28 protein-coding genes are annotated in these 22,194 nt (G+C 48.4%); 11 read left to right on the top strand and 17 right to left on the bottom strand.

Going from position 1 to position 22,194, the window contains the following annotated elements:
- Positions 1-1,608, top strand: a 1,608-nt coding sequence (locus ACXJJW_RS05090; protein ID WP_456474654.1) for a cell wall-binding repeat-containing protein, incomplete at its 5' end; no start/stop codon positions are given.
- Positions 1,609-1,610: 2 nt separating this feature from the next.
- On the opposite strand, the gene ACXJJW_RS05085 is transcribed toward ACXJJW_RS05090, so the two are convergent.
- Complete coding sequence (locus tag ACXJJW_RS05085; protein WP_456474653.1) at positions 1,611-2,885, bottom strand: UbiD family decarboxylase; 1,275 nt, start codon at positions 2,883-2,885, stop codon at positions 1,611-1,613.
- Complete coding sequence (locus ACXJJW_RS05080; RefSeq protein WP_456474652.1) at positions 2,882-3,427, bottom strand: UbiX family flavin prenyltransferase; 546 nt, start codon at positions 3,425-3,427, stop codon at positions 2,882-2,884. The genes ACXJJW_RS05085 and ACXJJW_RS05080 overlap by 4 nt, the downstream gene beginning before the upstream one ends.
- A gap of 57 nt (positions 3,428-3,484) precedes the next feature.
- Here ACXJJW_RS05080 and ACXJJW_RS05075 point away from each other — a divergent pair, with 57 nt between their 5' ends.
- Positions 3,485-4,672, top strand: a complete 1,188-nt coding sequence (locus tag ACXJJW_RS05075; protein WP_456474651.1) for a M24 family metallopeptidase — start codon at positions 3,485-3,487, stop codon at positions 4,670-4,672.
- A 21-nt stretch (positions 4,673-4,693) separates the two neighbouring features.
- On the opposite strand, the gene ACXJJW_RS05070 is transcribed toward ACXJJW_RS05075, so the two are convergent.
- The 5 genes from ACXJJW_RS05070 to ACXJJW_RS05050 all read right to left on the bottom strand — a co-directional run bounded on the left by ACXJJW_RS05070 (position 4,694) and on the right by ACXJJW_RS05050 (position 6,627).
- A complete protein-coding gene (locus ACXJJW_RS05070) occupies positions 4,694-4,945 on the bottom strand; it encodes a type II toxin-antitoxin system RelE family toxin (RefSeq protein WP_456474650.1) in 252 nt (83 codons plus the stop codon).
- A complete protein-coding gene (locus ACXJJW_RS05065) occupies positions 4,945-5,163 on the bottom strand; it encodes an antitoxin VapB family protein (RefSeq protein ID WP_503417198.1) in 219 nt (72 codons plus the stop codon). The genes ACXJJW_RS05070 and ACXJJW_RS05065 overlap by 1 nt, the downstream gene beginning before the upstream one ends.
- Before the next feature lie 80 nt (positions 5,164-5,243).
- Positions 5,244-6,077, bottom strand: a complete 834-nt coding sequence (locus ACXJJW_RS05060) for a GNAT family N-acetyltransferase (RefSeq protein ID WP_456474648.1) — start codon at positions 6,075-6,077, stop codon at positions 5,244-5,246.
- 90 nt (positions 6,078-6,167) lie between these two features.
- Positions 6,168-6,392, bottom strand: coding sequence for a type II toxin-antitoxin system HicA family toxin (locus tag ACXJJW_RS05055; protein ID WP_456474647.1), 225 nt, complete (start codon positions 6,390-6,392; stop codon positions 6,168-6,170).
- The gene (locus tag ACXJJW_RS05050) at positions 6,385-6,627 is read right to left on the bottom strand and encodes a type II toxin-antitoxin system HicB family antitoxin (RefSeq protein WP_456474646.1); all 243 of its coding nucleotides are present in this window, start codon (positions 6,625-6,627) and stop codon (positions 6,385-6,387) included. Before ACXJJW_RS05050 ends, ACXJJW_RS05055 begins: the two co-directional genes overlap by 8 nt.
- Before the next feature lie 157 nt (positions 6,628-6,784).
- Here ACXJJW_RS05050 and ACXJJW_RS05045 point away from each other — a divergent pair, with 157 nt between their 5' ends.
- The 5 genes from ACXJJW_RS05045 (at position 6,785) to ACXJJW_RS05025 (ending at position 10,253) form a co-directional block, all read left to right on the top strand.
- Positions 6,785-7,891, top strand: coding sequence for a radical SAM protein (locus tag ACXJJW_RS05045; RefSeq protein ID WP_456474645.1), 1,107 nt, complete (start codon positions 6,785-6,787; stop codon positions 7,889-7,891).
- 29 nt (positions 7,892-7,920) lie between these two features.
- Complete coding sequence (locus ACXJJW_RS05040; RefSeq protein WP_456474644.1) at positions 7,921-8,484, top strand: SRPBCC family protein; 564 nt, start codon at positions 7,921-7,923, stop codon at positions 8,482-8,484.
- A 48-nt stretch (positions 8,485-8,532) separates the two neighbouring features.
- A complete protein-coding gene (locus ACXJJW_RS05035) occupies positions 8,533-9,105 on the top strand; it encodes an SRPBCC family protein (RefSeq protein ID WP_456474643.1) in 573 nt (190 codons plus the stop codon).
- 120 nt (positions 9,106-9,225) lie between these two features.
- Positions 9,226-9,924 (top strand): CBS domain-containing protein, encoded by a 699-nt coding sequence (locus ACXJJW_RS05030; RefSeq protein ID WP_456474642.1) that lies wholly within the window; start codon positions 9,226-9,228, stop codon positions 9,922-9,924.
- Entirely contained in the window at positions 9,921-10,253 is a 333-nt protein-coding gene (locus ACXJJW_RS05025; protein WP_456474641.1) for a hypothetical protein, read from the top strand. The genes ACXJJW_RS05030 and ACXJJW_RS05025 overlap by 4 nt, the downstream gene beginning before the upstream one ends.
- An 11-nt stretch (positions 10,254-10,264) precedes the next feature.
- Here ACXJJW_RS05025 and ACXJJW_RS05020 read toward each other — a convergent pair whose 3' ends face one another.
- The gene (locus ACXJJW_RS05020; protein ID WP_456474640.1) at positions 10,265-10,558 is read right to left on the bottom strand and encodes a hypothetical protein; all 294 of its coding nucleotides are present in this window, start codon (positions 10,556-10,558) and stop codon (positions 10,265-10,267) included.
- A 163-nt stretch (positions 10,559-10,721) separates the two neighbouring features.
- Positions 10,722-10,946, bottom strand: a complete 225-nt coding sequence (locus ACXJJW_RS05015) for a hypothetical protein (RefSeq protein WP_456474639.1) — start codon at positions 10,944-10,946, stop codon at positions 10,722-10,724.
- Between the two features lie 100 nt (positions 10,947-11,046).
- Here ACXJJW_RS05015 and ACXJJW_RS05010 point away from each other — a divergent pair, with 100 nt between their 5' ends.
- The 3 genes from ACXJJW_RS05010 to ACXJJW_RS05000 are packed head-to-tail and all read left to right on the top strand — an operon-like array spanning position 11,047 to position 13,940.
- Positions 11,047-11,739 (top strand): hypothetical protein, encoded by a 693-nt coding sequence (locus ACXJJW_RS05010; RefSeq protein WP_456474638.1) that lies wholly within the window; start codon positions 11,047-11,049, stop codon positions 11,737-11,739.
- A gap of 40 nt (positions 11,740-11,779) precedes the next feature.
- Positions 11,780-13,633, top strand: a complete 1,854-nt coding sequence (locus tag ACXJJW_RS05005) for a nitric oxide reductase activation protein NorD (protein WP_456474637.1) — start codon at positions 11,780-11,782, stop codon at positions 13,631-13,633.
- 31 nt (positions 13,634-13,664) lie between these two features.
- Entirely contained in the window at positions 13,665-13,940 is a 276-nt protein-coding gene (locus ACXJJW_RS05000) for a G protein-coupled receptor family protein (RefSeq protein ID WP_456474636.1), read from the top strand.
- Here ACXJJW_RS05000 and ACXJJW_RS04995 read toward each other — a convergent pair.
- The 4 genes from ACXJJW_RS04995 to ACXJJW_RS04980 form a co-directional block, all read right to left on the bottom strand.
- Positions 13,937-14,299: a hypothetical protein gene (locus ACXJJW_RS04995; protein ID WP_456474635.1), complete on the bottom strand. Its 363-nt coding sequence runs from the start codon at positions 14,297-14,299 to the stop codon at positions 13,937-13,939. The two genes, ACXJJW_RS05000 and ACXJJW_RS04995, sit on opposite strands and share 4 nt — an antisense overlap.
- On the bottom strand, positions 14,296-14,745 hold the full coding sequence (locus ACXJJW_RS04990; RefSeq protein WP_456474634.1) for a universal stress protein: 450 nt from the start codon (positions 14,743-14,745) through the stop codon (positions 14,296-14,298). Before ACXJJW_RS04990 ends, ACXJJW_RS04995 begins: the two co-directional genes overlap by 4 nt.
- Positions 14,746-14,813: 68 nt before the next feature.
- Positions 14,814-14,969 (bottom strand): hypothetical protein, encoded by a 156-nt coding sequence (locus tag ACXJJW_RS04985; protein WP_456474633.1) that lies wholly within the window; start codon positions 14,967-14,969, stop codon positions 14,814-14,816.
- On the bottom strand, positions 14,969-16,117 hold the full coding sequence (locus ACXJJW_RS04980; RefSeq protein WP_456474632.1) for a YeiH family protein: 1,149 nt from the start codon (positions 16,115-16,117) through the stop codon (positions 14,969-14,971). Before ACXJJW_RS04980 ends, ACXJJW_RS04985 begins: the two co-directional genes overlap by 1 nt.
- A gap of 320 nt (positions 16,118-16,437) precedes the next feature.
- On the opposite strand from ACXJJW_RS04980, the gene argB reads away from it, so the two are divergent.
- A complete protein-coding gene (gene argB, locus ACXJJW_RS04975; RefSeq protein ID WP_456474631.1) occupies positions 16,438-17,328 on the top strand; it encodes an acetylglutamate kinase in 891 nt (296 codons plus the stop codon).
- Between the two features lie 18 nt (positions 17,329-17,346).
- Here the strand turns inward: argB and ACXJJW_RS04970 are convergent, their stop codons facing one another.
- From ACXJJW_RS04970 to ACXJJW_RS04955, 4 genes are all read right to left on the bottom strand, one after another.
- Positions 17,347-17,835 (bottom strand): type II toxin-antitoxin system VapC family toxin, encoded by a 489-nt coding sequence (locus tag ACXJJW_RS04970; protein WP_456474630.1) that lies wholly within the window; start codon positions 17,833-17,835, stop codon positions 17,347-17,349.
- Positions 17,825-18,082 (bottom strand): hypothetical protein, encoded by a 258-nt coding sequence (locus ACXJJW_RS04965; RefSeq protein WP_456474629.1) that lies wholly within the window; start codon positions 18,080-18,082, stop codon positions 17,825-17,827. Before ACXJJW_RS04965 ends, ACXJJW_RS04970 begins: the two co-directional genes overlap by 11 nt.
- Before the next feature lie 164 nt (positions 18,083-18,246).
- Positions 18,247-18,915, bottom strand: coding sequence for a hypothetical protein (locus ACXJJW_RS04960; RefSeq protein ID WP_456474628.1), 669 nt, complete (start codon positions 18,913-18,915; stop codon positions 18,247-18,249).
- Positions 18,897-21,920: an HsdM family class I SAM-dependent methyltransferase gene (locus ACXJJW_RS04955; protein WP_456474627.1), complete on the bottom strand. Its 3,024-nt coding sequence runs from the start codon at positions 21,918-21,920 to the stop codon at positions 18,897-18,899. The genes ACXJJW_RS04960 and ACXJJW_RS04955 overlap by 19 nt, the downstream gene beginning before the upstream one ends.
- Positions 21,921-22,194: the final 274 nt, after the last annotated feature.

Here is a 22,194-nt window from a genome sequence, read left to right as displayed (position 1 = left end):
CTCAACCTCACCCTAAACGGCACCACCTACAACTTCACCACTGTAAGCGTGCCCGCAAACTCTACGCTCATCCACACCTTCCCGGTAAACATCACATCCTCTGGTAGCTACAACATAACAGTTTATGCCAACTACTCATCCCTGCCAGGAAGGCTCTCCAGGAGCGGCATAATAACAATTTACGACTCTGGTGTTGAGCTTTCCCTTGCCTCAGCTGACATAACCTACTCCCCAGCATCGCCAAAGCAGGGCGACACCATCACCGTCTCAGCGACAGTGCACAACACAGGCAACATAAGCGCCCAGAAGGTTCAGGTGGAGTTTCTGCTGAACTCTGCCAGCTATGCAAATAAAACCCTCAACATATCCGCCAGCTCCAACGCAACTGTCAACTTCACTTGGTCCGGCGCTGCCTCTGGGACGCACACAGTAACAGTGAGGGTTGACCCGCTCAATGCCTTTTCAGAGAAAAATGAAAGCGACAATCAGGCGAGCATTTCGGTGAGCGTTGCCTCGGCGGCGAAGCCAGTAGCTGTTGGCGGTGGCGGTCCCGGAGTAGAACCAGCATTTGAGGAGGGCTTAAATGTGGTTACCTCAGCGTCGCTTTTCAAAGCGGTGAAGGAAAAGCGCCTCGAAGGTGCGCAGTTCTATCAGGCGGAGGAGCCCCTTCTCCCAGCCATTGCGGCGCTGGGCTACAACCCTGCGCCAGAGGGGATAAAGGAGAAGCTCACAAAGGTTGAGCCCATAACAGGCGACGTATATGACATAGCCGCCTCCCTTGCACTGAAGAAGTATATCTACCTCACCTATCCGAACACTGTGCTCATAGCTAGGGGAGACATCCCTGCAGATGCAACAGCGGCAATAGCCTACGCGAGGAGCAACCGCATACCGGTGCTCCTCACCAGGCCAGGAGAGCTGCCAGATGCCACGCTTGATGCGCTTGAGAGGTTCTCACCACGCAAAATAATCGTCCTGGGAGGAGAGAAGGCGGTTTCGCGGGAGGTGGAGGAAAAGCTAGCCTCAATTGCGAGGGTTGAGCGCATCGCGGGCGAGACGCGCTATGAAACTGCTGTAAAGCTGGCTGAGGTCGCCAGAGGTTACGACACCATCGTGGTTGCGAACGGAGAAGCGCCGGGCAGCGAGGCTGTGTTTCTTGCAGCCGTCTACAGGGCGCCGGTGGTCTATGTGAAGGGTAATGAAATCCCCGAGGTTACGGCAGACTTCCTGGTCAGCCACCGCGTGACTCCGAAATTCGAGCCGGTGAAGCTGCTTCTTGTTGACGTAAGCACCTCCCTCAGGGAGCAGATTTTAGGGCTCATCCTCTCGCCCCACCTCAGCGGCGAGGTGGTGGTAAAGGTTGTAAATGAAGACGACGACAGGTTATTTGTTGAGGTGATCCTGGACAGCATTCCCAGAGGGGAGTTTATAAACTCAGGCGCCAGCTATGAATACAAGCCCTTCAAGGTAAAGCCGGGTGAACATCTGGTTAAGCTCAGATGGCTCGACCCGGATAGGCTGGAGTTCAACTATCAGGAAACCAGAGTCTCAGTAAATCCAGCAGAACGCACAGAGCTAACCTTCAAGGTGCCAAAGATTACCGAATAATTTTACTTTCGGGGGATTCTCGCCTTTTCGTAGGCTGAGAGGTTGTGCAGGGGTTTGGTTGCGTCCAGACCGAGCTTTGTTGTAATTCCACTTTTGCCGGCGCTCGGGTCAAGGGAGGAGCCGCGAACACCGCGTATCATCACCAGGTCACGGTCCCCCTGGAAGCACGTGGCTATGGCGAACTCCACCTCCTCGGTGTTGTAGATGTTTACGTCCTCGTCCACAATCACGACGTGCTTCATGCTGGGATGCCCCTCGAGGGCTGCGAGAATTGCCTTCCTTGGGTCCTCTTCGCTGCGCTTTTCTATGGCAACGACGCCGTGAAGCCAGTTGCATCCACCGGGCGTTAGCAGCACATTCTTCACCCTCGCCACCTTTGCGACTGAGGTGAATATCCTTGGCTCCTGGGGCATTCCCATGAGCAGGCGGTGTTCCACGCTGCTCGGGAGAAGGGCATGGTATATCGCATCACTGCGGTGGTAAATCCGGGAAACCTCAATCACCGGCTGCTTTCTCACTATATCGTAGGTGCCGGTGATGTCTGTGAAAGGCCCCTCCTCCGCACGCTCATGAGGCAAAAGCCTGCCCTCTATCACAATCTCAGCATTCGCCGGAACCTCGAGGTCTACGGTTTTGCATTCAGCCAGCTCAATGGCCTCGCCCATGAAGGCAGAGGCAAGGCAGAGCTCATCCTGATTTATCCCAAAGGAGTAGCTTGAGGCGAAGAGCAGCGCGGGGTGCATGCCTATGACTATTGCCACCTCAAGGGCCTCATCCCGCTCCTCTGCCCTCTTGTGGTACTCATACAGGTGGCGCTCCACTATGCGGATAGCCAGGTGGTTGTCGTCCAGCACAAGCATGCGATGCACACTTGCATTCCTGCCATGCTCCTCGTCTCTGGCTATTACCACGCCTGAGGTTATGTACCTGCCAGCATCCTTCTCAAAGTGCTTCAGTATGGGCAGTTCCCTGAGGCTGGAGCAGCGCTTCTCGTACACTGGTGCCTTGGCAGCGATGTGAAACTCACCCTCCTCGCAGCTCTGTGCAACCCTCACAACGTGATGAATATACTCCTCCTTTGTGGTGCCCAGGGCTTCGCACATGCGCTCGCGCGAGGTTATCAGGTTGCCCACAACGCGCAGTCTGCTGCCCTTTATGCGTTCAAAGAGCAGTGTCCTGCGCGGGTTCTCATGCAGAAGGTAGCTCACCTCATACTCAGGGTCCACCTCCTCCTTTATTTTGAGGTCGGCCTTCAAAAAATCCCGCAGGTCTTTCATTCGCCTCCCCACCTCTTGTAGAGGTTGTTTTCTATTCCTAGGGTGTCGAGCACCTTGCCGGCGATGAAGTTGAGCAGGTCATCTATGCTCTCTGGTCTGGAATAGAAGGCGGGCATTGCAGGCAGAATAACAGCACCCAGCTTTGCGAGTTTGAGCATATTCTCAAGATGAATCGCATTGAGCGGCGTCTCTCTGGGTACGAGCACCAGCGTCCTGCGCTCTTTGAGCATTACGTCGGCGCTGCGCGTGATTAAATTAGAGGCGTATCCATTGGCGATGGCTGCCAGCGTCTTCATGCTGCAGGGGATTACCACCATGGCATCCACACGGAAAGAGCCACTTGAGAAGGGCGCCTCTATATCGTGCTCACCATAGCAGCGCTCCATGTCAATCTCAGCTTTTCCCACCTCATGTTCCAGAATCTTCTCTGCGGCGTCGCTGAGTATGCATTCATAGCCTATGCCAAGCTCTTTCAGCGCCTCGAGGAAGCGCAGCGCATAGGCTATGCCGCTTGCTCCGGTTATTGCGACGAGTAGCTTCATGGATTAAGCATGGACGTGAGAATTTTTATAGGTTTGGGGGGAATATCTAAATGTGATATGCATTCGAGAATAGAGAAGCTGCTTTCCCTGCTGGAAGAGGCGGGGGTGGAGTGCTGCGTTATAGCCAAGCCTGAGAACGTCTACTATTTTTCTGGCGTATATCCCATAGAAGCCTCATTTCTTCTTGTTTCTGCGAAGCGCTCACCTGCGCTGCTAGTGGCACCTTCAAGCTACCGCGAGGCAGAGGAGTGCTCACGGGTGGAGGTCATAAAGGGGGAGCTCAATACAATAGCTGCGCTGAGGAGGATGCTCCGTCATGGAGGTTGCATTCCTGAGAGGAAGGGGGTCTTCCTGAGGGATTTTCTGGGAAATCTCAGGAGAAAGCCCCTGGGGGTGGAGGGAGATTACCTCCCTGTGGAGACTGTGAAGAAGCTCGAGACAAAGTGGCAGGACATATCGCCGATTATCAGCGGAATGCGCATGGTAAAGGATAGGGAGGAGATAGCCACAATAACTCGAGCGGTCAGGCGCTCTGAAGAGGCGCTGCGCAGTGTGACGGGGAGCATAGCCCGGGGCACGCCCGAGCGCATGCTTTCAGGGATGCTGGACCTTGAGCTGAAGCGGTGCGGTGCAGACCAGACAAAGGCGAGGGTGCGCTCCGGCAAAGCCTCTGCCAGACCCTTTTCGCGGGATATGAGCGGCAGGATTGGCGGGGGAGCACTGCTCATAGACTACGGCGGAGCCTTTGAACACTACTGGACTGACCTCACACGCACCTTTCACGTGGGCAGGGTTACCCCTGAATATGAGGAGGTATATGAGTGCATACTGGAGGCGAAGAAGGCCGCGCTGCGCGAGATCGGTGCCGGTAAAGAAATCGCCGCCGTGGAGCATGCGGTTAGAGGCGTTTTCAGGGAGTATAAGCTGGAGAGGTATATGGTCTATACCCCGGGACACGGCGTAGGTCTCGAGGTGCACGAGCCACCTGTGATAACATCGCAAAAACACGAAGAAGAGCCACCCTTACCAGAGGGCAGTACAGATGTGGAGAGGCTGTACCATGCCATGGCCCCCTTTTTCATTAGTGAGGAGAGGCCGGTTTTTCAGGAGAACATGGTGCTTGCGGTTGAACCAGGGCTTTACCTCAGGAATTTCGGTGTGAGGGTGGAGGATATGGTGCTTGTGAAGCGCCGTGCAAAGCTTATGTCGCGCTTTCCCGATGAGCTGGACAGGGTTGTTTTGTAAGGTATCTCTTTTCTTCCATATTCATTTGTATATCTTCTTTCTATGCCCAACTTTAAGAATCAGGATTCTCAATTCATTCCTTTTTATGTCCAAGATAACCCTGTAATCTCCCACACGAAGACGGTAGTAAGGAAGTCCAACCAGCTTTCTAACATTCCTGTAAGGGTCATTCCTCAGTTCATCCACTTTATTAAAAATCTTCTTGGCCACCACTCTGTCCAGCTTCTTCAATTCTCTTACAGCAGAGGGCGACCAAATGATATTGAATGGCATCAGAAACCCATCTCTTTCCTCAAGGTTTCATGTTCCACATATCTGCCCTCTTCAATATCCTGTAGCGCAGCTTCAATCTCCCTTTTTGTCTCTTCATTCAGTTCCTTCAAGTCTTCCAGGAGCCTTTCTAGGACATCATTGTAAGTCTCTCTTTCAAATAGCTTCATCCTGTCTAGAGCTTTCTTTACTTCCTCTTTCACTTGAATTGTGGTTGGCATACAACAAATCTAAATCCTGCCATAGCAAAGAATTGCTATAACAGGCTATAGCAGGCTATAAGAAGGGGCCTCAGTATAGCCTAAATTCCCATCCTTCTGTAGCTTGCTGCCACGCTCTCAAGCTCCCTGTCATAGGAGCAGAATTCGTACTCCAGCCACCTCCTGCCTCCCCATTTTTCCTTGAACCTTGCTATGCCTCTGTTTATTCCAAGCCCCAGGTTCACATGGCGCTTTCCCTGAGCCTTCGCCTCTTTGATGAACTCCCAGAGCAGGAGGTCGCTTGCCCCGGGCAGGTAGTTGCTGCGTGAGATAAAGTTGAACATGTAGAAGGCAAATTCGCCGAGGGAGAAGTCAAAGATGCTGAAGGCCACTAGAGCATCGCCGCTCCTCGCTTCCAGCAGAAGAGGCTCATTGCAGGAGGCATAGCTGGAGAGCCTTTCAAATACCCACCTTCTGCTCTCCTCTATATCCCGGCTGAGGAACTCTTCAACAATGGCGAGGTGCTCTTGGCCAAAGCTGCCCCGCCCCACCTCCAGCCTTTTTTCTGCGCTCCTCAGGAGACTTCTGAGCTTCTTGCGAAGCGCAAGTCTCTCCAAATCCAGGAGGTAGTAGCAGTCGCTTTCCCTTGTGAGCACCGCAAGGGGCTCCACATCAATTGGGCAGGGCGAGATTACCCCCACCTGCCTGGGTTCAAACATCTCCACGGCTTCCTCAAGGGCACGCCGGAAGCCAGAGTTTTCAAACTTCCCTGTGAGGGGATAGCCTATGAAGCTGAGCACCCCCTCACCGAGATAGCACAGGTAGTCGGTGACGAGGTGGGGTTCAGTCTCTGAAATTGCTGTAAAGTAGTGCACCAGGTGCTCGGGTATGTACGCCTGCCTCAGCACATAGCGCCTTTCTGTGGGGCTGAGCATAAAAACAGGGTGAAGATTCGCATGTTCAGAGTTATTGCTTTAGGTGTAAGAAAAATAGTGAATCTGCTCCATCACAAAAATTTAAAAGTATCACAAAAGTTCTCTCAATTCTTCTTTACTTATACCAGCCTGCTTCAGAATTTCGAGCAACGTTCCTTTTGGCAAATCCCGCTTATGAAAGGGGACAACCACCCTTCTTTTTGTTTCAGGATGGTAGTATAGATGGTGGCTCCCTTTAACCCTATCCAGCACGAATCCCTTCTTTTTCAGTACCCTGATGATTTTCTTTGGGGTGAGGGATGGAAGCTTAGGCATGAGCTTTATGGATATTTACAGTCAAAGTATATTCCAGAGTATCCTCCTCAGTGGGTAATTCTTCACCATGTTCTCTCAAACTCTCTATATATAACTCAATGGCCTCCTTTGCCATCTGTATAGCCTCTTCTATCGTATCTCCGTACGTAACACAGCCCGGGAGGGAAGGAACTATTACCGTATATCCCCCCTCTGGTTCTTTCCTGAGCAGAATTCGATAGGTTAATTGTTTCATACAATCACCTTCTCCTGTGGTGGGATACTATTAAAAATTATTGATAACGTTTTGTGGACAATATGGAGATAAAAAACAGATGCGATGGCAAACGCACATCAAATATATCGCATGCTCAGAGTTATTGCTTTAGCCGTTATTCTCGTCTCTTAGTGGGATGGTAACACCCAGTATCGGGAGGAGAAGCTTTGACGCCTTTCAGATAGAGCCCACATCGAGGTGCAATCTCCGCTGCAGGATGTGTCCCCGCTCCAGGTTCGCCCGGGAGTGGAGCACCGGCGACCTTGCGATTGAGCTTTTCAGAAGAATAAGCAGGGATTTCCATCTCGCCAGGCATGTGCATCTGCAGGGATGGGGCGAACCTCTGCTCCACAAGCAAATAGTGGAGATGGTCTCCACAGCAAAAGAGCAGGGCTGCAGCGTCGGAATAACCACAAATGCAACTCTGCTCGAGAGCGACCTTGCGGAAGAGCTGGTGAAGGCAGGCTTGGACATCGCCGGAATCTCAATTGCTGGCGCCACCGAAAAGACGCACGCCAGCATTAGGGTTGGCTCATCTCTGGAGGAGGTTGTGGAAGGCATAGGCAATCTGGTGGAAGCCAGGCAAAACCCGGGTAAACCCAGAATTGTGCTCTCCTTCATGATGACCACCCAGAGCATTGGGGAGCTTCCTCAGGCTGTGAAGCTCGCCTCTGAGCTGGGCGTTGATGAGCTTGTCGCCACAAATCTGGACTACCCCTGCGACGAGCTTGGCGATTCCCTGCGCGTCTTCTCCTGCAAAAAGGCCAGGGGCGAGTACAAAAAAGCGGTGCGCAGGGCCAGGATGGGGGCGATGAGGCGCGGGCTGAGGTTCAGGCACTACCCCCTTGAGATGGAAGAGCCTCTGGTGTGCGAGCTGGACCCCTCAAAAAATCTGTTCATAGCCCACGACGGCATGCTCGGCCCCTGCGTATACCTGAACCAGACCCGTCGCGATGGTGAGATACCACGCATATTCTGTGGCAGGCGCTACACACTCAGGCGCCTCTACTTCGGCGATGTGAGGGAGGAGAGCATCGCTGAGGTGCTGGAAAAACCTGCCTGGCAGGAGTTTGCAGAATTCTTCAGGAAAAGGAGGGAGATATCCACGCAGGTGTTCAGCTCTCTCTCCTCTGAGGTGAGCTTCTCTGACCTGAGGGAGGCCGAAAGACAACTGGAGAGGCTCCTCGCTGAGAACCCCCTGCCGGAGCAGTGCACCACCTGCTATAAGGCGTACGGAATATGACGTCAAAGGTTATTTTTTTCATATAATACATGCAGATAACCAGCAGCGTCTACATACTTGCCCCTCCAGAGGTTGTATTTAAGACCATCTCAAATGTGCCCCTCAGGCTGAGCCTCAACCCCTTCTGGCGGGTGGTGGAGGTCAGGAAGCTCACCCCCGGGAAACTTGCCCCTGGCTCCAGGTTCAGAATAAGACTGAAGACAAAGGAGGGTGAGGTTTTCTACACCAGTGAGTGCCTGGAGATTGAGGAGAACAGGAGAATACGCAGCAGGGCGGTTGAGGCTGGATTTGAGGTCCTGCTATCCATAAGGGAAGTGGCTGGAGGCACGCTGCTCACCCACACAGAGGTGCTCAGGGACGGGAGTGAGGCGCTGAAAACCGTGGCAGAGGAGATTCTGGAAGCATGGCTGGAGAACCTCAGGCGATATTCTGAGCTCAGGAACTCACGGTACAACTTCCTTCTCCCTGTCGCAAGGCGATGGTTTGCTGTAAGTCCGCGGGAGAGAGAACTCTTTAAGGCCCTCTTCTTGATAGACCTCGGTCTGGGTGTTGGAGCCCTGGCTGCGATTGTAATTGCGCGGTATCTATTCTGAATTTATGCAAAGGTTTATTATATATAACCCCTCAGCAGAATAAGGGTTATGTACTCCATAAGTCAGAGTGTTGTTGTCCACGCGCCCCTTGAGAAGGTCTATCAGCTCGTAGCAGACACAGAGAAGCGCCTCCGCCTGCACCCCTCCTGGGAGGTGCTCAGATTTAAGAAGCTGGGGGACAGAAAATTCCGCGTCAGGGTAAAGAAGGAAAGCGGAGAGGTGCGGGAGTACGTACTGGTGATAACAGAACTTCTAAGGGATAGAATCACCTGCAGGGAGGAAAAGGGTGATTTTGATGTGGAGATTGTGCTGGAAGAGGTGGAAGGGGGTGTGAGGCTAACCCACACTGAAAGGTTCTCTCTGCCCTGGGAGGCGAGCGAAAAGACGCTGAAGTCAATGGAGGATGAGCTTAAGTACTGGCTGGAGGCGATAAGGCATTACTGTGAGCTGCAGGACAATCCTCTAGCAAGAACCTCGAGATTTATAATAGACCATTTTCTGCTGAAGCTGCCGCCGCAGCAGCGTCGTATAGTGATGCTGATAATCATCCTCAACGCAGGAATCCTGTTCCTGTTCATTCTGATGTTCGCGGGGATGAAGGTTGCCAGCATGATTTTATAGAAGACCCGACTTCCAGCAGGGTTATTGAATGACTAATAAATTATATGCGTTAAGTTTATATATCTAAAATTCTTCCTACTGTTACGAGTAGAAAAACGAGTGATAAAAGGAGGTTGTACTATGGGAATTGAAAGCTGGCCATCTACTGCGTTTGTAGCGATAGGCGTACTGATAGTTGCAAATATACTTATCTACAAGTTTATCCTCAAGGGTAGTGAAAAGAAGGTATCCGAGTTTATGACCACTCCTGTGGTGACAGTACCGCCAACGGCTACCGTCCAAGATGCATCCAAGCTTATGGAGGAGAAGAAGATAAGCTGTGTTGTTGTGGAGAAGGACGGTGAGGCTGTGGGTATAATTACTGAGAGGGATATCAACAGGCTGTTTTCCAAGGAAGCCTGCACCGAAGAGACACCCATAGAAGAGGTTATGTCTTCTCCGGTTATAATTACGGGTGTTGACTCTAATGTGGATTATGTTGCCAGGACAATGATCCAGAATGGTATCCGCCACGTGCCGGTGATTAAGGGAGGCAAAGTGGTGGGGATAATCACAGAGACAGATATTGTCCGCCAAATGCCTGACCTTCTGCCCCGGGTGAGGAAGACCATGGGCTGGGATTATGTCGACCCGAGGGTCAACAGGGAGATGGAGGAATGGTTCGAGAGAAATAAGGGCAAGACCTGGGAAGAGATGGAGGAGCTATTCCCCGAGTGGTATTCCTTCCTTGAGAGCAGGAATATGGTGAGAGAAGGGGAAAGGCGAAAGGTATACGAGATAGTTAAGAAGGAGTTTGAAAAAAGACAGGCCTCCTCATGACCGAGACTAAAAGGGTGCTGAAGCTCAGGGTAAATAAGGAGCAGATAGAACCCCTCTACGACGCGATATTGGAGTTCTGGCTCTCCAGAAAGTGGTCTATGGGCAGAGGCAGCCGTCCCCTATCCATTGAGCTCAGCAAGGGTTCGATGCTGGGTATGCTCTGGGGGGGATGGCGCTCAATGAGCATCAAGCTGGACATCGACGAAGACGACGGAATCACCGCAGAGATAAACCTTTTCATACCCTTTACCAACATAACAGAGTGGATGGAAAAGAAATTCGATGAAGAGCTCAATGAGATGCAGGAGCACATAAAAAAAGTTCTCTGATGAGCCAGACTTCAATCTGTTTTTCTCTCTATCCTTTCTACCCTTAGGGCTCTATTGAGCCTTCTGCCCGCGATATTTCCTGCGATAGAGCCAAGGAGAAAAGCAAAGAAGAGGTAGGCTACAGCCTCTATAACACCAGGTTCATTCACCTCAGGTTTAACTATTATGAACATCAGAATATTAAGCCCGGCGGAGATGGCTATCCCGAAGGGCACACCCTTTTCTATTAGTTTCCACTTCTCCATCCGGGAGTTCCTGATGCCGAAGTAGACCCCTGCAAAGAAGGCAATTAAATTGTACACCATTATGAGGGAAGATTTAAACTGGAGAAATAAAAAATTTTCGTTCACTACATATAGTAAAGTTTTTATTTGCTGCAGAGCAATTAGTTACCGTATGTCAGATATATTTGAGCGAATCAGGATTCCGGCGATGCTGTTGTTTGCGGTGCTGGGGATTTATCACCTGCTAAATGACAACCTTCGAAACGCTGTCCTCGCCTTCATCGTCATGCTTATCTGGACCAGAGAGTTCGACTCCTTCGTCAACAAACTCCTCGGGAAGTAACCCCTCTTCCTCCTCTTCATTTCTGCTGAGCTTCATCGCCAGCACGGTGACTCCGAGGAAGATAACAATAAAACCTATAAATGCCAGAAACCACAGCACGAGGGCTTCAAGGGAAAGCAGCTCCATGCCCTTCTCTTGGGCATTGACGTATTTAAATCTTGGCTTTGAAGAGCTGCACGCTTATGGTTATCTCACCTGAAGACAGAACAGGGGGTTGACAATTAGAATGTCCCCAAGAGGCCTTGTGATAGCTCTGGGTCTGGCTATCCTCCTTCTGGCCATAGCACTCCCCCTGTCCACAGCGGAATTTATGGAAGAGGAGTATGTGGTCTCAGGCGGGGAGGTACTGGAGGTGGGGAAAGTTCTTGAGAGAAAGGACAGGATGGTGGGCTTTTTCTCCATCAGGGGCGAGCCTCCTGAAATCGGCTTCCGCATCCTGACTCCCGGGGGCAAGCCCCTGGCGTACCTGTTCGAGCCGCCCTATGTGAATTTTCGTGCGCCGGATGTGGTGGTTGCAAGGCATAACTTCAACTTTGCAGCTCCGGGCGAGGGCCGATACATCCTGCAGTTCGACAACAGAAATTATACTCAGAACAAGGAGATAGAGCTCAGGGTCACTGTAATCCCTGCCTTATATGGTATTCACCCCACAAATCTGCTCATCCTTCTCGGCTTCGCGGTGATCTTCCTGGGCTACGTGCTGGAGGACATCACAGGCAGACGTTACAGGGAAGTTGAGCCTGAGGATTTCGAGTATGCGGGAGGAACCATATTCTTTCTGAGGAGCGACCCTCGTGTCAGGGTGGATTTGAGGAAGCTTCCCGGAGAGGTGGCGGAGGAGCTGAAGAAGTCCGGCTTAAAGCCGAAGAGCAAGTTCGGCCTCTACTATTCCCTGCGCAATCGCGCGGGATTAAAATGACAACAGAAAATTTTTTTATCTTCAGATTTAAATAGATTATATGCTCGGGAGGGTTTTCTCCAGAGATAAGGGGGATAGCCGGCTGCGCAGGATGGGAAGAATACTCGAGCTGTACCTCACTGCGCTCTCGGGGAGGCGTATTCCTGTCCTGGTCAGCGGAGAGGCGTACACCAACGCCAGGGAAATCTACCTCCCAGCCGGTGAAGAGTTCTCCAGCGAGGAGGAGAACTTCAGATTCTACAAGCTGCTGGTGTTGCACAAATATGCCCAGCTGGAGTACGGCTCCTTTACAGCTCTGGGGGATAGGCTCAAATCCTTCCTCAACAAAAGGCTCGCCCTGGATATATTCTCTCTGGTTGAGTATGCCCGCCTGGAGTACCTGCTTGAGGAGGAGTATAGAGGCCTGAGAAGGGAGTTCAGACAGCTGAAGGGTGCAGTGTGGGAGAAGAGGCGGAGCTTTGAGGAGATGGAGGACAGGGAAGCGGCGATGGAAGGACTGGTGCAGCTTCTCCTAGGGGGAAGGGTGAGGGGCAGACTTCCGGGGCACATAGCAAGGGTGGTAGAGGACTGCTTTTCAAGACTTGAGGAGGTGCAGAACAGGGATGCCACTCCTGAGAAGTCCTGGGAGGTCACCCGCTACATATACAATTCCCTTATGCAGCTCAATGGAGGGTACAGGAGGAGGGCAAGGGTGGCTTATATAGGAGATATAAAGCCCCGGGAGATATCCAGAGCAATGAAGCGGTGGGGACGTAGCCACGGGAAGAGCGGTCTTGGCATAACCAGGGAGGAGAGGGGGTCCCTGAAGTCGAGACTCTTCAGCATATTCTCCAAGGGCTTCCTCGGAAGCATGGACATAAATGTGGCTGTGGGTAAGAGCTTCAGGGGAAGGATAGACAGGCTGAGCAAGCAGGCTGAGTACCGTCCAATGCAGGGTAACCGTGGTGAGGCTCCAGTGGGAGACGCCGGGAGGATAGGGATGGATTACAGAGCCCCGGGTAGCGACGGCTTCTTCTTCCGCAGACAGAGAGGAGAGGGGTACCTCTATCCGGAGTGGGACTACAGGCGGGAGCGCTATCACGAGGACTGGTGCACCGTGAGGGAGAAGAGAGTTGAAGTTAGGGATAGAGAGATGGTGAACAGAATCCTGCGCAGACATGCTGCCCTGCTCAGGAAGATTAGAAGGCAGTTTGAGGCGCTGCGCTGGGAGGTCAGGAGGCTAAAGCGTCAGTACTACGGCGATGATATAGACCTGGACGCCTCGGTTAACTATCTCATAGACCTCATCACCGGGAAGTCTCCGGATGAGAAGCTCTATTCTCGCCTGGTTCGCAGGAAGAGGGATGTGGCTGTGGCTTTTCTCATAGACCAGAGCAACTCCACGGCTGGTGCTACCCTGGAGGTGGAGAAGGAAGCCCTGGTACTGATGGCCCATGTTCTCGATGCCCTGGGAGACAGGTATGCGATATACGGCTTCAGCAGCAACACCCGGTGGGAGTGCAACTTCAGCATAGCAAAGGATTTCCAGGAGGGTGATGGTATGGACAGGGTTGCAGGCATAAGTGCAGGAGGCTACACCCGCATGGGCGCTGCCATACGCCACGCCTCGCAGAAACTGGAAAGGCAGGGAGCAAGAAACAGGGTGCTCATCCTGCTAACCGACGGCTCCCCTCTGGACTACGATGGCTATGATGGGCGCTATGCGCTGGAGGACACCCGGATGGCGGTTCTGGAGGCAAGGAAGAAGTGTATTCATCCGCTGTGCATAACAGTGGACGTGGAGGCGGGGGATTACCTGCCCAGGATGTTCGGGAAGGGAAGGTATATCATAATAGACAGGGTCTCCAGGTTGCCAAAGAAACTGCCCCTTCTGTACGCCAAGCTTACGTCGTAGGGTATATAAATAACTCCGAAAATCTATCTTCATGCTGGAGCTTTTCTATGCCATTCTGGGTCTCGCGACCTTTCCGGCGGTGCTGTTCCTCTCCAGCCTTCTAACCGCCAGGGTGAAGCGCATCCGCCCCGGGCTATACTGCATACTCATCGGCATGGGGATTCTCTTCCCGGGGGTCTACATCGCAACATCCCTGGGCCATGAGCTGCTGGGGTACTTCCTCTTCGGCAATGGTACTGCTGATGTGTTCTTGGGTCTGATATTTATACTCTGTGGGAAGGACGGTATGCTGCTGCGCTTCTTCTAATATGGACTTGCGCCGTATTTCTTCTCATATTCGAAGCGATACTTGTCCATATGAGCGCGGGTTGTCATGTAGGTGTCGTAAATGGGATATAACCACAGGGCGTACCTTGCAGCTATCATCCAGTTTTCCACTGGGTTTGAGTAGTTCACCAGTATGAAAGCCATGAGGGAGAGCGCTGTGATTATCGCTCCCTTGCCATCCTCACCGCACAGGTAGTAGCCCACAAAGGGCAGATGGAAAAATGCAAACAGAGCTGTAATTATCGCCACCCAGTCCTTTCTCATCCCTCCTCTCTTGGCCCATTTAACATAGCTACCATCGCCCTTGGGCATGTAGGGCTTCAGTATGCGCTTCTTCATCGCACCACCATCACAGGTACCTTCGACTTGCGGAAAACCTTCATGGGAAGGTTGCGGGACTTGAACTCCGCCAGCCCGCGCTTCATCTTACCGCCCAGAATCACCAGGTCGTACCTGTTCTCTTCGATCTCCTTCAGCACCTCTTCCACCGGATGTCCTGAGCGGAGCTTTACCTGGAAATCTATTCCGCCCTTCTTCGCCAGCACACTGAATTTTCTGATAACTGCGTCCGCCTCCTTCTGAAGCTCTTTTTTGATATAGGCACGGTACTCATTTCGTCCTACAGCGTAGATCTCGTGGGATATACGCTTCTCCAGCAGGAAACCGTCTATGACATGAAGCACAGTCAGCTCAGCCTGTGTCCCCTTGACCAGCTGGAGAGCATAACTCACAGCCTTATTGGTGTGCTTTTTACCATCTATGCAAAGCAGAACCCTGTGGAACATGATATGAAGATAAAGTCAAGCATATAAAAATATTTGGTTAAAAAATAAAAAAATAGAGGGACGGGAATTTAGACAAATATCAGTGTTTTAAGTGTCCCGAACTTCCAGATTCCCGCCATGGCGAGAGCGAAGACTATCGCTGAAACTATCAGGGCAAATATATCCTCCCTGCGCTCTGAAGCGAAGACCTTCTTGTCCTTTTCCTCGAGTTCAGTAGCTGCCATTACTTAGTCACCACCCATGTATCTGGTCCAAAGGCATAAATCACCAGCAGCGATATTATCGCCTTGGCGATTCCAGCTCCTATCCCGATGGAAAACGCTGCACCGCCTGCCTTCTTGAGGTCTTCGATCACGATGTTCAAGCCTATGCCAGCGAAGCCCCAGGCAAAGAAGAACTTACGTGCGTCTTTGTAGAGTGCTTTGTCCACACTCTTCTCCACGCCGCCAACGATGGAATTGAAAATCACCAGCACGAAGAACCCAAGCACGAAGATCGGGAACTTCTCCTTGATTACATCCATCTTGTTTATTCCTCTCGCTGCGGCCTCCTCTGCGCTCAGTGGTCTAAATATGTAGTACCATATAGCCGCCAGCACCACGATGGGTATGAAAACCACCCTCACGATGTTCACTATAGTTGCACTGTCTATAGCGAGGGGGGCTCCTTCAGGAGCAAGCGTGCTGTACCACTCCGCCGCCGCGGTTAGCTGCGCCGTATTGAGAATGGATGTTGCCACCCATGCACCGAAAATAGATTGTGGCATGTCCACTGCTGTACCTATGTAAGGCGTCACAAAGAGCATCACAGTACCGAAGAGCAGAATGGTGGCTATACTGTAGAGCAGGTCAGTGGGTTGCGCTCTAACCACCGGGGAAGTGGCTATAATCGCTGATACACCACAGATTCCCACGCCAGCTCCCAAGCAGCCTGCAAGGGAATCGCGCACACCATAACGCTGCCCAAGCACCCAGATAACAACTGCTGTACCGAGCACGAAGAGCACCACCACTGTAAGCGCCGCAGCACCCACAGCAATGACATTCTGTACCGTGTAGTGGATACCCATTATAATTATACCAGGTTTGATTATTGGCCTGGTGATATTCACCCCGTCCTGCAACACTTTGGGTATGCCCACCGTATTCCTGATTATCATACCACCTATCAGGAGCAGCATCACGTACTTAACCTGTGCATCGTTGTATAGGAAATCTGCCCACGCTGCACCTGCACTGGCCTGCGACTTTATAACGGCCTCCACGTTCAGCATTATCACCATGAAGATGAACGTCGCTATGAGCCCTGGCAAATTCCGCGAAATCTCTTCACTGCTGGTCATCCACCATAAAGCCCCTTTATTTCCTGCCATATCTCCACCTCCTTATTAATAATGTATATGGAGCCATATCGGCGTTGTCAGAGCCGTTGACGGCTGCCTGTTTCTCCAACTAATCACCTCCTCTATATCCTCCAAGCTTATTTTAGCTTCACCCGGTATATATAGCATTTTCGGAGTTTTGCAAAAAATACCCTGATTTTTGCAAAACCGCAATTTACATATTTTAAATTTATTTCAATATCAAATAAAAATATGGAAGATGATTTTAATTTCCAGGTCTGCCGCTGATAGATTAAAAGTCACGGTGATGAGACGCTATTTTTATATACCCTGCGCTGCGAGTATCTTCCATGGCATTGCAGGAGAGCTTAGGTGAAGTGCTCGCCCGGGCTCTGCCCTACATTGAGAAGTTCTACGGCAGCTATGTGGTTATCAAGTACGGCGGGCACGCGATGCTGGATGAGGAGGCGAAGGCATGGACAATTCGCGATACAATACTACTCCGCTACATAGGCATGAAACCCGTCGTGGTTCACGGCGGCGGACCAGAGATAACCCGCGCCATGGAGAAGATGGGCAAGGCGCCGCGCTTTGTTTCAGGCCTGCGATACACCGATGAGGAGACACTGGATATAGTGAAGATGGTGCTGGTGGGTAAGATAAACACAGAGCTCGTTTCCATGTTCAATGCCCTGGGATGCAAGTCTGTAGGGCTCTCCGGCAAGGATGGAAGCCTAATTATTGCAAGAAAACGCCCCAGCATGCTTGTGCGGGAGGGCGGTGAGGAGAAGGAGGTGGACCTCGGTCTGGTGGGTGAGACTGAGGAGATCAACCCCGAGATAATCCATATCCTCAGCGAGCGGGGCTATATTCCCGTTATATCGCCCATAGGGCTCAGCCGCGATGGGACCAGCCTCAACCTCAACGCCGATACAGTTGCCGGTGACATGGCAGCTGCGCTGAAGGCAAAGAAGCTGATAATCCTCACAGATGTGCCCGGCGTTCTTCGAGACCTGGAGGATGAGTCATCGCTTATAAGGGAGATAAAAACCACACAGATAAAGGGTTTGATAAAGAGGGGGATAATCAGGGGCTCCATGCTGCCCAAGGTGGAGGCGTGCAAGCGCGCCCTTCTCGGCGAGGTTGAGAAGGCCCACATCATCGATGGCCGCCTCAAGCATGCAATTTTGCTGGAGCTCTTCACCGACGAGGGCATCGGCACGATGATTTTCAAGGGCTAAGATGCCTCCGAGAGGATATTAATCCGGAGACAGCTTCTTCAAAATCTCTCTCCTTTTATCTTCGCCCAGAGTCTTCCAGAATCCCTCTCCTATCCGGTTTTTGACTATGCCATCAAAGCCCCTGCCGTCGAAACTCGCTATGTTTTCAATTTCCAGAAGGCGAAGGGTTGCAATGGTTGTTGCGTCGGTGAAGCTAACCCCAGCTTTTTCAAAATACTTCTCAAAAATTCTGCAGCTCTCTTTAAAAATTCTCTCATCTATTCTAACTATCAGCATGCTGCTTGAGAGAGCGCTTTTCAGGAATTTCAGTGCAATTTCCGGTCTAGCTTTTATCTTGAGAAGGGTAGCAGTCTCATCTATGATGTAATCGGAGGTATACACAGCTCCGAATCTGCCAGAGAAGGCAGAAATATATATGCCCAGAGCGTCGAGATGATACATGTCATCCTCATTGAAAGCGCTGAAAAAAATTCCTGTGTCGATAAATATGGTCATGTCATTCCCCATAGAGATATTCGTCCACCCTGCCTGCGTCGGTTTTTCCATACTTCCCCTTAGCCTCTCGTAGCACTCTGAGCATGGGGTCTTCCTTGCCTTCTTTTTTTGTCGAGGTGATGAATTCGTCCTTTCTTCTATCTATAAAATCCATTATTTCGCTGAAGGTATCACCCAAGCTCCGAGTGTCAATTACTCTGGAGAGGGCCTCTAGCTTGATCTTGTCTTTTTCTGATATTCTTATAGTTACGCTCCCCATTTAAATCACAGTGACATGTTACATGTTTCACAATTTAAAATAAAATTGTAAAAAGGGTGAATTTTCCAGGGCACGCCTTCATCGCAGATTTGCACTGCAGTTTGGACAGTAGTTCCAGGCCTCCTTTTTTCCTGTTATAATATAATTTTCCTGACCTAATATTGTTAGGTGTCAATTACTAAACTAAAAAACAGGTGATGTAGAGTTATTGAAGACCTACACCCAATTTTTGTATGTTTTGATATATAAGCATCAGTGAACCATTTGATTGGTTCATCAATTTTTAAACAATCTGAGGCATTCATTTTTTTCAAAATTTCTTTATTAATCAATTTAACAACTGCGGAGACTTTACATTCAATTAAATAACCTACCATCCCACCAACAGATTCATTATGAGCATATTTTCCTGAAATAAAACGAAACATCCCATTATCCACATATTCACGTATTAACCTAGGACTATAATTAACCAGCTTGCATTCAAATCCAAAATATGAAGGCTCTAAAAATCCACGACGAAAGGCAAAATCAATCGTGGGTGGGCGGCCTCTTTTCTTTTGTGTTGAGAAATCTGGATGTTGATGTTTAGGTATGATATAGTCTAAATTGGTTCTTTTCCAAATCATCTGAATACAGTCACATAGTACAGATGTAATTTTGTCCTCACACCAGTTTTTTTTAACAATATTTTCACTGTTTAATAATCTATAGGCTTCAACTACAATCTCTAGAATTGCTCTATCCACCTCTGGACCTATTTCATTTGCTAATCTACTGATATCCCCAACCGAATGAGAAAGTTTTCCAATACTCATCTCATTTCCTTCCATTTTTCGAATATATCTGCCAATGTCTCATCGGCGTCGTTAAAGGCTATAGATCGGGTCCAATATCTAATTTCATTAGATTTGACAATATAAATCGTGTTATTATCATATATTCGGACATTTCGACGAACATATATTCCTGGAGAACGTTGTTCAATTAAAAGACGATCCAAGCGACTAAGAATTTTTTGAAGGTCATCACTTGCTTCTTTTACCTCTATTTTTGGATGTTCAAATGTCTTTTTTAATGTAAATGAAACAACTTGGAGTGGCATTGCTTCTTCATAATAAACAGTTATGTCTAATGACTTCTTTTGATGTGCCAAAAAAGTGTTAAAAACGTCACAATATGCAATCGCATAATCGCACAAAATATCCTTAGTTACTGGAAAATATGCTATAGAGTCCTCTTTTTTATAAAATTGATTGATGGTGTATTTGAGGGTGTCATGGATAAGTACTTTATCAGTTTCACTCAGTGAAAATAGCTCAAAGAATATTTTGTCTATTTTTTCTATAAATTTTTTCTCCTGTTCGATAGATAAACCATGTAAGTTGGCTATTTCATCATAGATTTTTACTAATTCTTTATAATATTTAGAATTTACTTCAGGCATTATAAAAGGAATATTTTCAAAATCGATTTTGAGGATGTCATCTCTTTCAACGCCCCAGACTGATGCTGTTAAGAAAAGAAAGTATCTTGCCAAGTTGAAATTCAAATAACATGTCAATATTTTTAACATTTCTGCATTTTTTTTGTGGTCTGAAATGCTAATATCTTTTTTGTGGCCTGAAATACCTATAATTCCATCAGTATAACAAATATTGAAACCTGAATAAGCAGCAACAACCTGACCTTTATTTAGAGTAACTTTAACAAGACATAACGGTGCGGTAAATCGGTTTTTGGTTTTAGGTCGATGAAAAACATCTCTATTTAACGGTCGTAATGTATTATATGGTATATAAAATCTTTTTAGATATTTTGTGGGAAGGAAAGGAAGGTTCTTCAGCCATGGTGCAAAATTCCTATCACTACCATTAGCCTGAAAACCATCTCCGAATTCCCACTTCATTTTCTCTATAAAATCCTTCAGGGTTCCTTTTTCACGACATTTAGATATGAGAATTGCATCTCTTGGTGTACCCCACATGGCAACTTTCCAGAGAGTATCATCTTCAAAAACCTTAGTTGCTGGCAAGTATATAAGATTTGAAGGATCAATGACAATAGCTCCAAGTTGTTTGGATTCTATAGAAATTTTCGGTACTACATAAAGAATCGGACGTTTTTGAATATCATTATTTTGTTTTGGTTTAAAGAAAACAATTGCAGGAGGGCCAACTGACTTATCAAAAATCTGATGACGAAGCACAGACAAATTAACTATTGTACGAACTTCGAAATTTTTAAGAAAAGCTCGCCGAAATTCACGATTCTTATCGCTACGATTAAATAGAAGTCCCTTAGCTGTTACTAATAGGCATATTTCTCCATTCTTGGCGCAAAGGTCAGAAGCTCTCCAGATAAAAGCTTGTGCTATCTGCTTATTTCCAATCGGCCTATTTCTATTTCTACAATATGAAAGTGCAAGAGAATTCTCAGAGGGAATGCTCCCCCATGGGGGATTTCCCACAATTATGTCATATTTATGTTTATTAAAGGGGGCGTCCTCGTCAAAAAAATCTTCAGCAAAAAGATTTTCATTCAGAAGAATAGGAAATTTAACATTTTGCCATATAGATTTCGGTTCTAAATAATCAAGCATAGTAAGGTATAGACTAAAAGCAGCAATTCGAATAGCTTCTTCATTTATGTCTACACCAAAAATATTTTTTTTAATAATATCTACCAAAGTTGAAAAATCAACATTATCTTTACCATTTACTCTCTTCCATCGTTCAATTAAACGTTTATATGCCTCAACCAGGAAAATTCCTGAACCGCAAGCGGGATCGAGTACTTTAACATTTGTTTCTTCGCCATCCCATGGCAATATCTCATTCAATATAAATTCTACTAAGAATTGAGGAGTATAATGAGTTCCCTTTTTCAATTTAGTTTCTTTATTGTTATCGTGATGAAAGAATTCTTCATAAATATTACTAATGAATTCTATAGGAATAACATCGAAGCTATACGGCCATAAGCGTCTCTGACCAGTTTCAAGATCGGTACCTAAGAGGAATTCACGTAATGGTTTAAGGTGTTCTTCAGTAACTAATCTCTCCTCCTCAGGAGTTACGGGAAACATATCTCCGTTGAAGTGCTTATTGATTTTTTTAAAAAATCGGTAGGTTAGTTCTTTATTTGGGAGAATATCAGTAAATTTACTGAATTTACCATTTTCAAATTTCTTAAAAAAATCATTTAAAGCCTTTCTATCTTGAAGATATAAAATAAATATGGAACGCCCAAGCAAACTATGTACACATTTGTATTCTAAGCCTCTTCTATGCATTATATCGCATACTACGCGGAGATTTTTTAATAAGTGGTTATCTACTCGATTTTCAATATTGAATTTCTTCCAATTTTTGCGCCAGTAATTGCCAGTATCAATTTCTTGTCTGCTGTAGTCCCTTAACTCCTTTTGGATGTTTGTTAGGGTACTCAATGATTTGAGAAGTCGTGTTTCTGAATCAAGGTCTTCCTCTGGTTTTTCTGGTGGAGGTGCAAAGCAATTATATATTTTGATTTCTCCAGGAAGGATGACAAAAAGTAAGGGCACCTTTCCCAGATTCCATATCCGGCGATGAAGGTCACGTAAGAGGTCTGGGTCCGGGGATTCTAACCGCTTGAAATATATCACTGGAATACTCACAGCTTTAGGAGCCACTTGGACAAAGTATATAGCGTCTATACCAAATTTTTCCTTTGATTCACGTAGTATTCGAGCTTGATCTACTGTAGCAGACGGTACATCTTCTGAGGTTAGGAGACCAGGGCTTTCATTAAAGCCCAGAACCTTGCAGAGTGTTTCGAAAGTGGTTGCGCTATCCATTGGTTGAACACCTATAACATTACTTCTATAGTTTTTACCGGCCTCTTAAACGTTACTTAATACAAACTACTATAAAACACTTCCGTTTCATGTTTTAGATAAATTTTCAAGGTTTATGTGTAAAACTCTCAGATTCCATAGAACCTCCGGGCATTCGCAGTGGCTGCGCTTATCACTTTCTCCTTCCCCACACCTTTGAGATGCGCCAGCTTCTCAACACTCTCAAAGATGAACACCGGCTGGTTGCGCTTCTCCTGCTTGATGGGTGAGAGGT

This window comes from Candidatus Pyrohabitans sp. (assembly GCF_054014795.1).
Note: the sequence above shows the minus strand (reverse complement) of the source record. Positions and strands in the feature narration are given on the sequence as shown.

Excerpts from the sequence above, each read along its gene's own strand:
- ACXJJW_RS05085 (WP_456474653.1), bottom strand. The coding sequence starts at position 2,885 with ATGAAAGACCTGCGGGATTTTTTGAAGGCCGACCTCAAAATAAAGGAG.
- ACXJJW_RS05080 (WP_456474652.1), bottom strand. The coding sequence starts at position 3,427 with ATGAAGCTACTCGTCGCAATAACCGGAGCAAGCGGCATAGCCTATGCG.
- ACXJJW_RS05075 (WP_456474651.1), top strand. The coding sequence starts at position 3,485 with ATGCATTCGAGAATAGAGAAGCTGCTTTCCCTGCTGGAAGAGGCGGGG.
- ACXJJW_RS05070 (WP_456474650.1), bottom strand. The coding sequence starts at position 4,945 with ATGCCATTCAATATCATTTGGTCGCCCTCTGCTGTAAGAGAATTGAAG.
- ACXJJW_RS05065 (WP_503417198.1), bottom strand. The coding sequence starts at position 5,163 with ATGCCAACCACAATTCAAGTGAAAGAGGAAGTAAAGAAAGCTCTAGAC.
- ACXJJW_RS05060 (WP_456474648.1), bottom strand. The coding sequence starts at position 6,077 with ATGCTCAGCCCCACAGAAAGGCGCTATGTGCTGAGGCAGGCGTACATA.
- ACXJJW_RS05055 (WP_456474647.1), bottom strand. The coding sequence starts at position 6,392 with ATGCCTAAGCTTCCATCCCTCACCCCAAAGAAAATCATCAGGGTACTG.
- ACXJJW_RS05050 (WP_456474646.1), bottom strand. The coding sequence starts at position 6,627 with ATGAAACAATTAACCTATCGAATTCTGCTCAGGAAAGAACCAGAGGGG.
- ACXJJW_RS05045 (WP_456474645.1), top strand. The coding sequence starts at position 6,785 with ATGGTAACACCCAGTATCGGGAGGAGAAGCTTTGACGCCTTTCAGATA.
- ACXJJW_RS05040 (WP_456474644.1), top strand. The coding sequence starts at position 7,921 with ATGCAGATAACCAGCAGCGTCTACATACTTGCCCCTCCAGAGGTTGTA.
- ACXJJW_RS05035 (WP_456474643.1), top strand. The coding sequence starts at position 8,533 with ATGTACTCCATAAGTCAGAGTGTTGTTGTCCACGCGCCCCTTGAGAAG.
- ACXJJW_RS05030 (WP_456474642.1), top strand. The coding sequence starts at position 9,226 with ATGGGAATTGAAAGCTGGCCATCTACTGCGTTTGTAGCGATAGGCGTA.
- ACXJJW_RS05025 (WP_456474641.1), top strand. The coding sequence starts at position 9,921 with ATGACCGAGACTAAAAGGGTGCTGAAGCTCAGGGTAAATAAGGAGCAG.
- ACXJJW_RS05020 (WP_456474640.1), bottom strand. The coding sequence starts at position 10,558 with ATGGTGTACAATTTAATTGCCTTCTTTGCAGGGGTCTACTTCGGCATC.
- ACXJJW_RS05015 (WP_456474639.1), bottom strand. The coding sequence starts at position 10,946 with ATGGAGCTGCTTTCCCTTGAAGCCCTCGTGCTGTGGTTTCTGGCATTT.
- ACXJJW_RS05010 (WP_456474638.1), top strand. The coding sequence starts at position 11,047 with ATGTCCCCAAGAGGCCTTGTGATAGCTCTGGGTCTGGCTATCCTCCTT.
- ACXJJW_RS05005 (WP_456474637.1), top strand. The coding sequence starts at position 11,780 with ATGCTCGGGAGGGTTTTCTCCAGAGATAAGGGGGATAGCCGGCTGCGC.
- ACXJJW_RS05000 (WP_456474636.1), top strand. The coding sequence starts at position 13,665 with ATGCTGGAGCTTTTCTATGCCATTCTGGGTCTCGCGACCTTTCCGGCG.
- ACXJJW_RS04995 (WP_456474635.1), bottom strand. The coding sequence starts at position 14,299 with ATGAAGAAGCGCATACTGAAGCCCTACATGCCCAAGGGCGATGGTAGC.
- ACXJJW_RS04990 (WP_456474634.1), bottom strand. The coding sequence starts at position 14,745 with ATGTTCCACAGGGTTCTGCTTTGCATAGATGGTAAAAAGCACACCAAT.
- ACXJJW_RS04985 (WP_456474633.1), bottom strand. The coding sequence starts at position 14,969 with ATGGCAGCTACTGAACTCGAGGAAAAGGACAAGAAGGTCTTCGCTTCA.
- ACXJJW_RS04980 (WP_456474632.1), bottom strand. The coding sequence starts at position 16,117 with ATGGCAGGAAATAAAGGGGCTTTATGGTGGATGACCAGCAGTGAAGAG.
- argB (WP_456474631.1), top strand. The coding sequence starts at position 16,438 with ATGGCATTGCAGGAGAGCTTAGGTGAAGTGCTCGCCCGGGCTCTGCCC.
- ACXJJW_RS04970 (WP_456474630.1), bottom strand. The coding sequence starts at position 17,835 with ATGGGGAATGACATGACCATATTTATCGACACAGGAATTTTTTTCAGC.
- ACXJJW_RS04965 (WP_456474629.1), bottom strand. The coding sequence starts at position 18,082 with ATGGGGAGCGTAACTATAAGAATATCAGAAAAAGACAAGATCAAGCTA.
- ACXJJW_RS04960 (WP_456474628.1), bottom strand. The coding sequence starts at position 18,915 with ATGGAAGGAAATGAGATGAGTATTGGAAAACTTTCTCATTCGGTTGGG.
- ACXJJW_RS04955 (WP_456474627.1), bottom strand. The coding sequence starts at position 21,920 with ATGGATAGCGCAACCACTTTCGAAACACTCTGCAAGGTTCTGGGCTTT.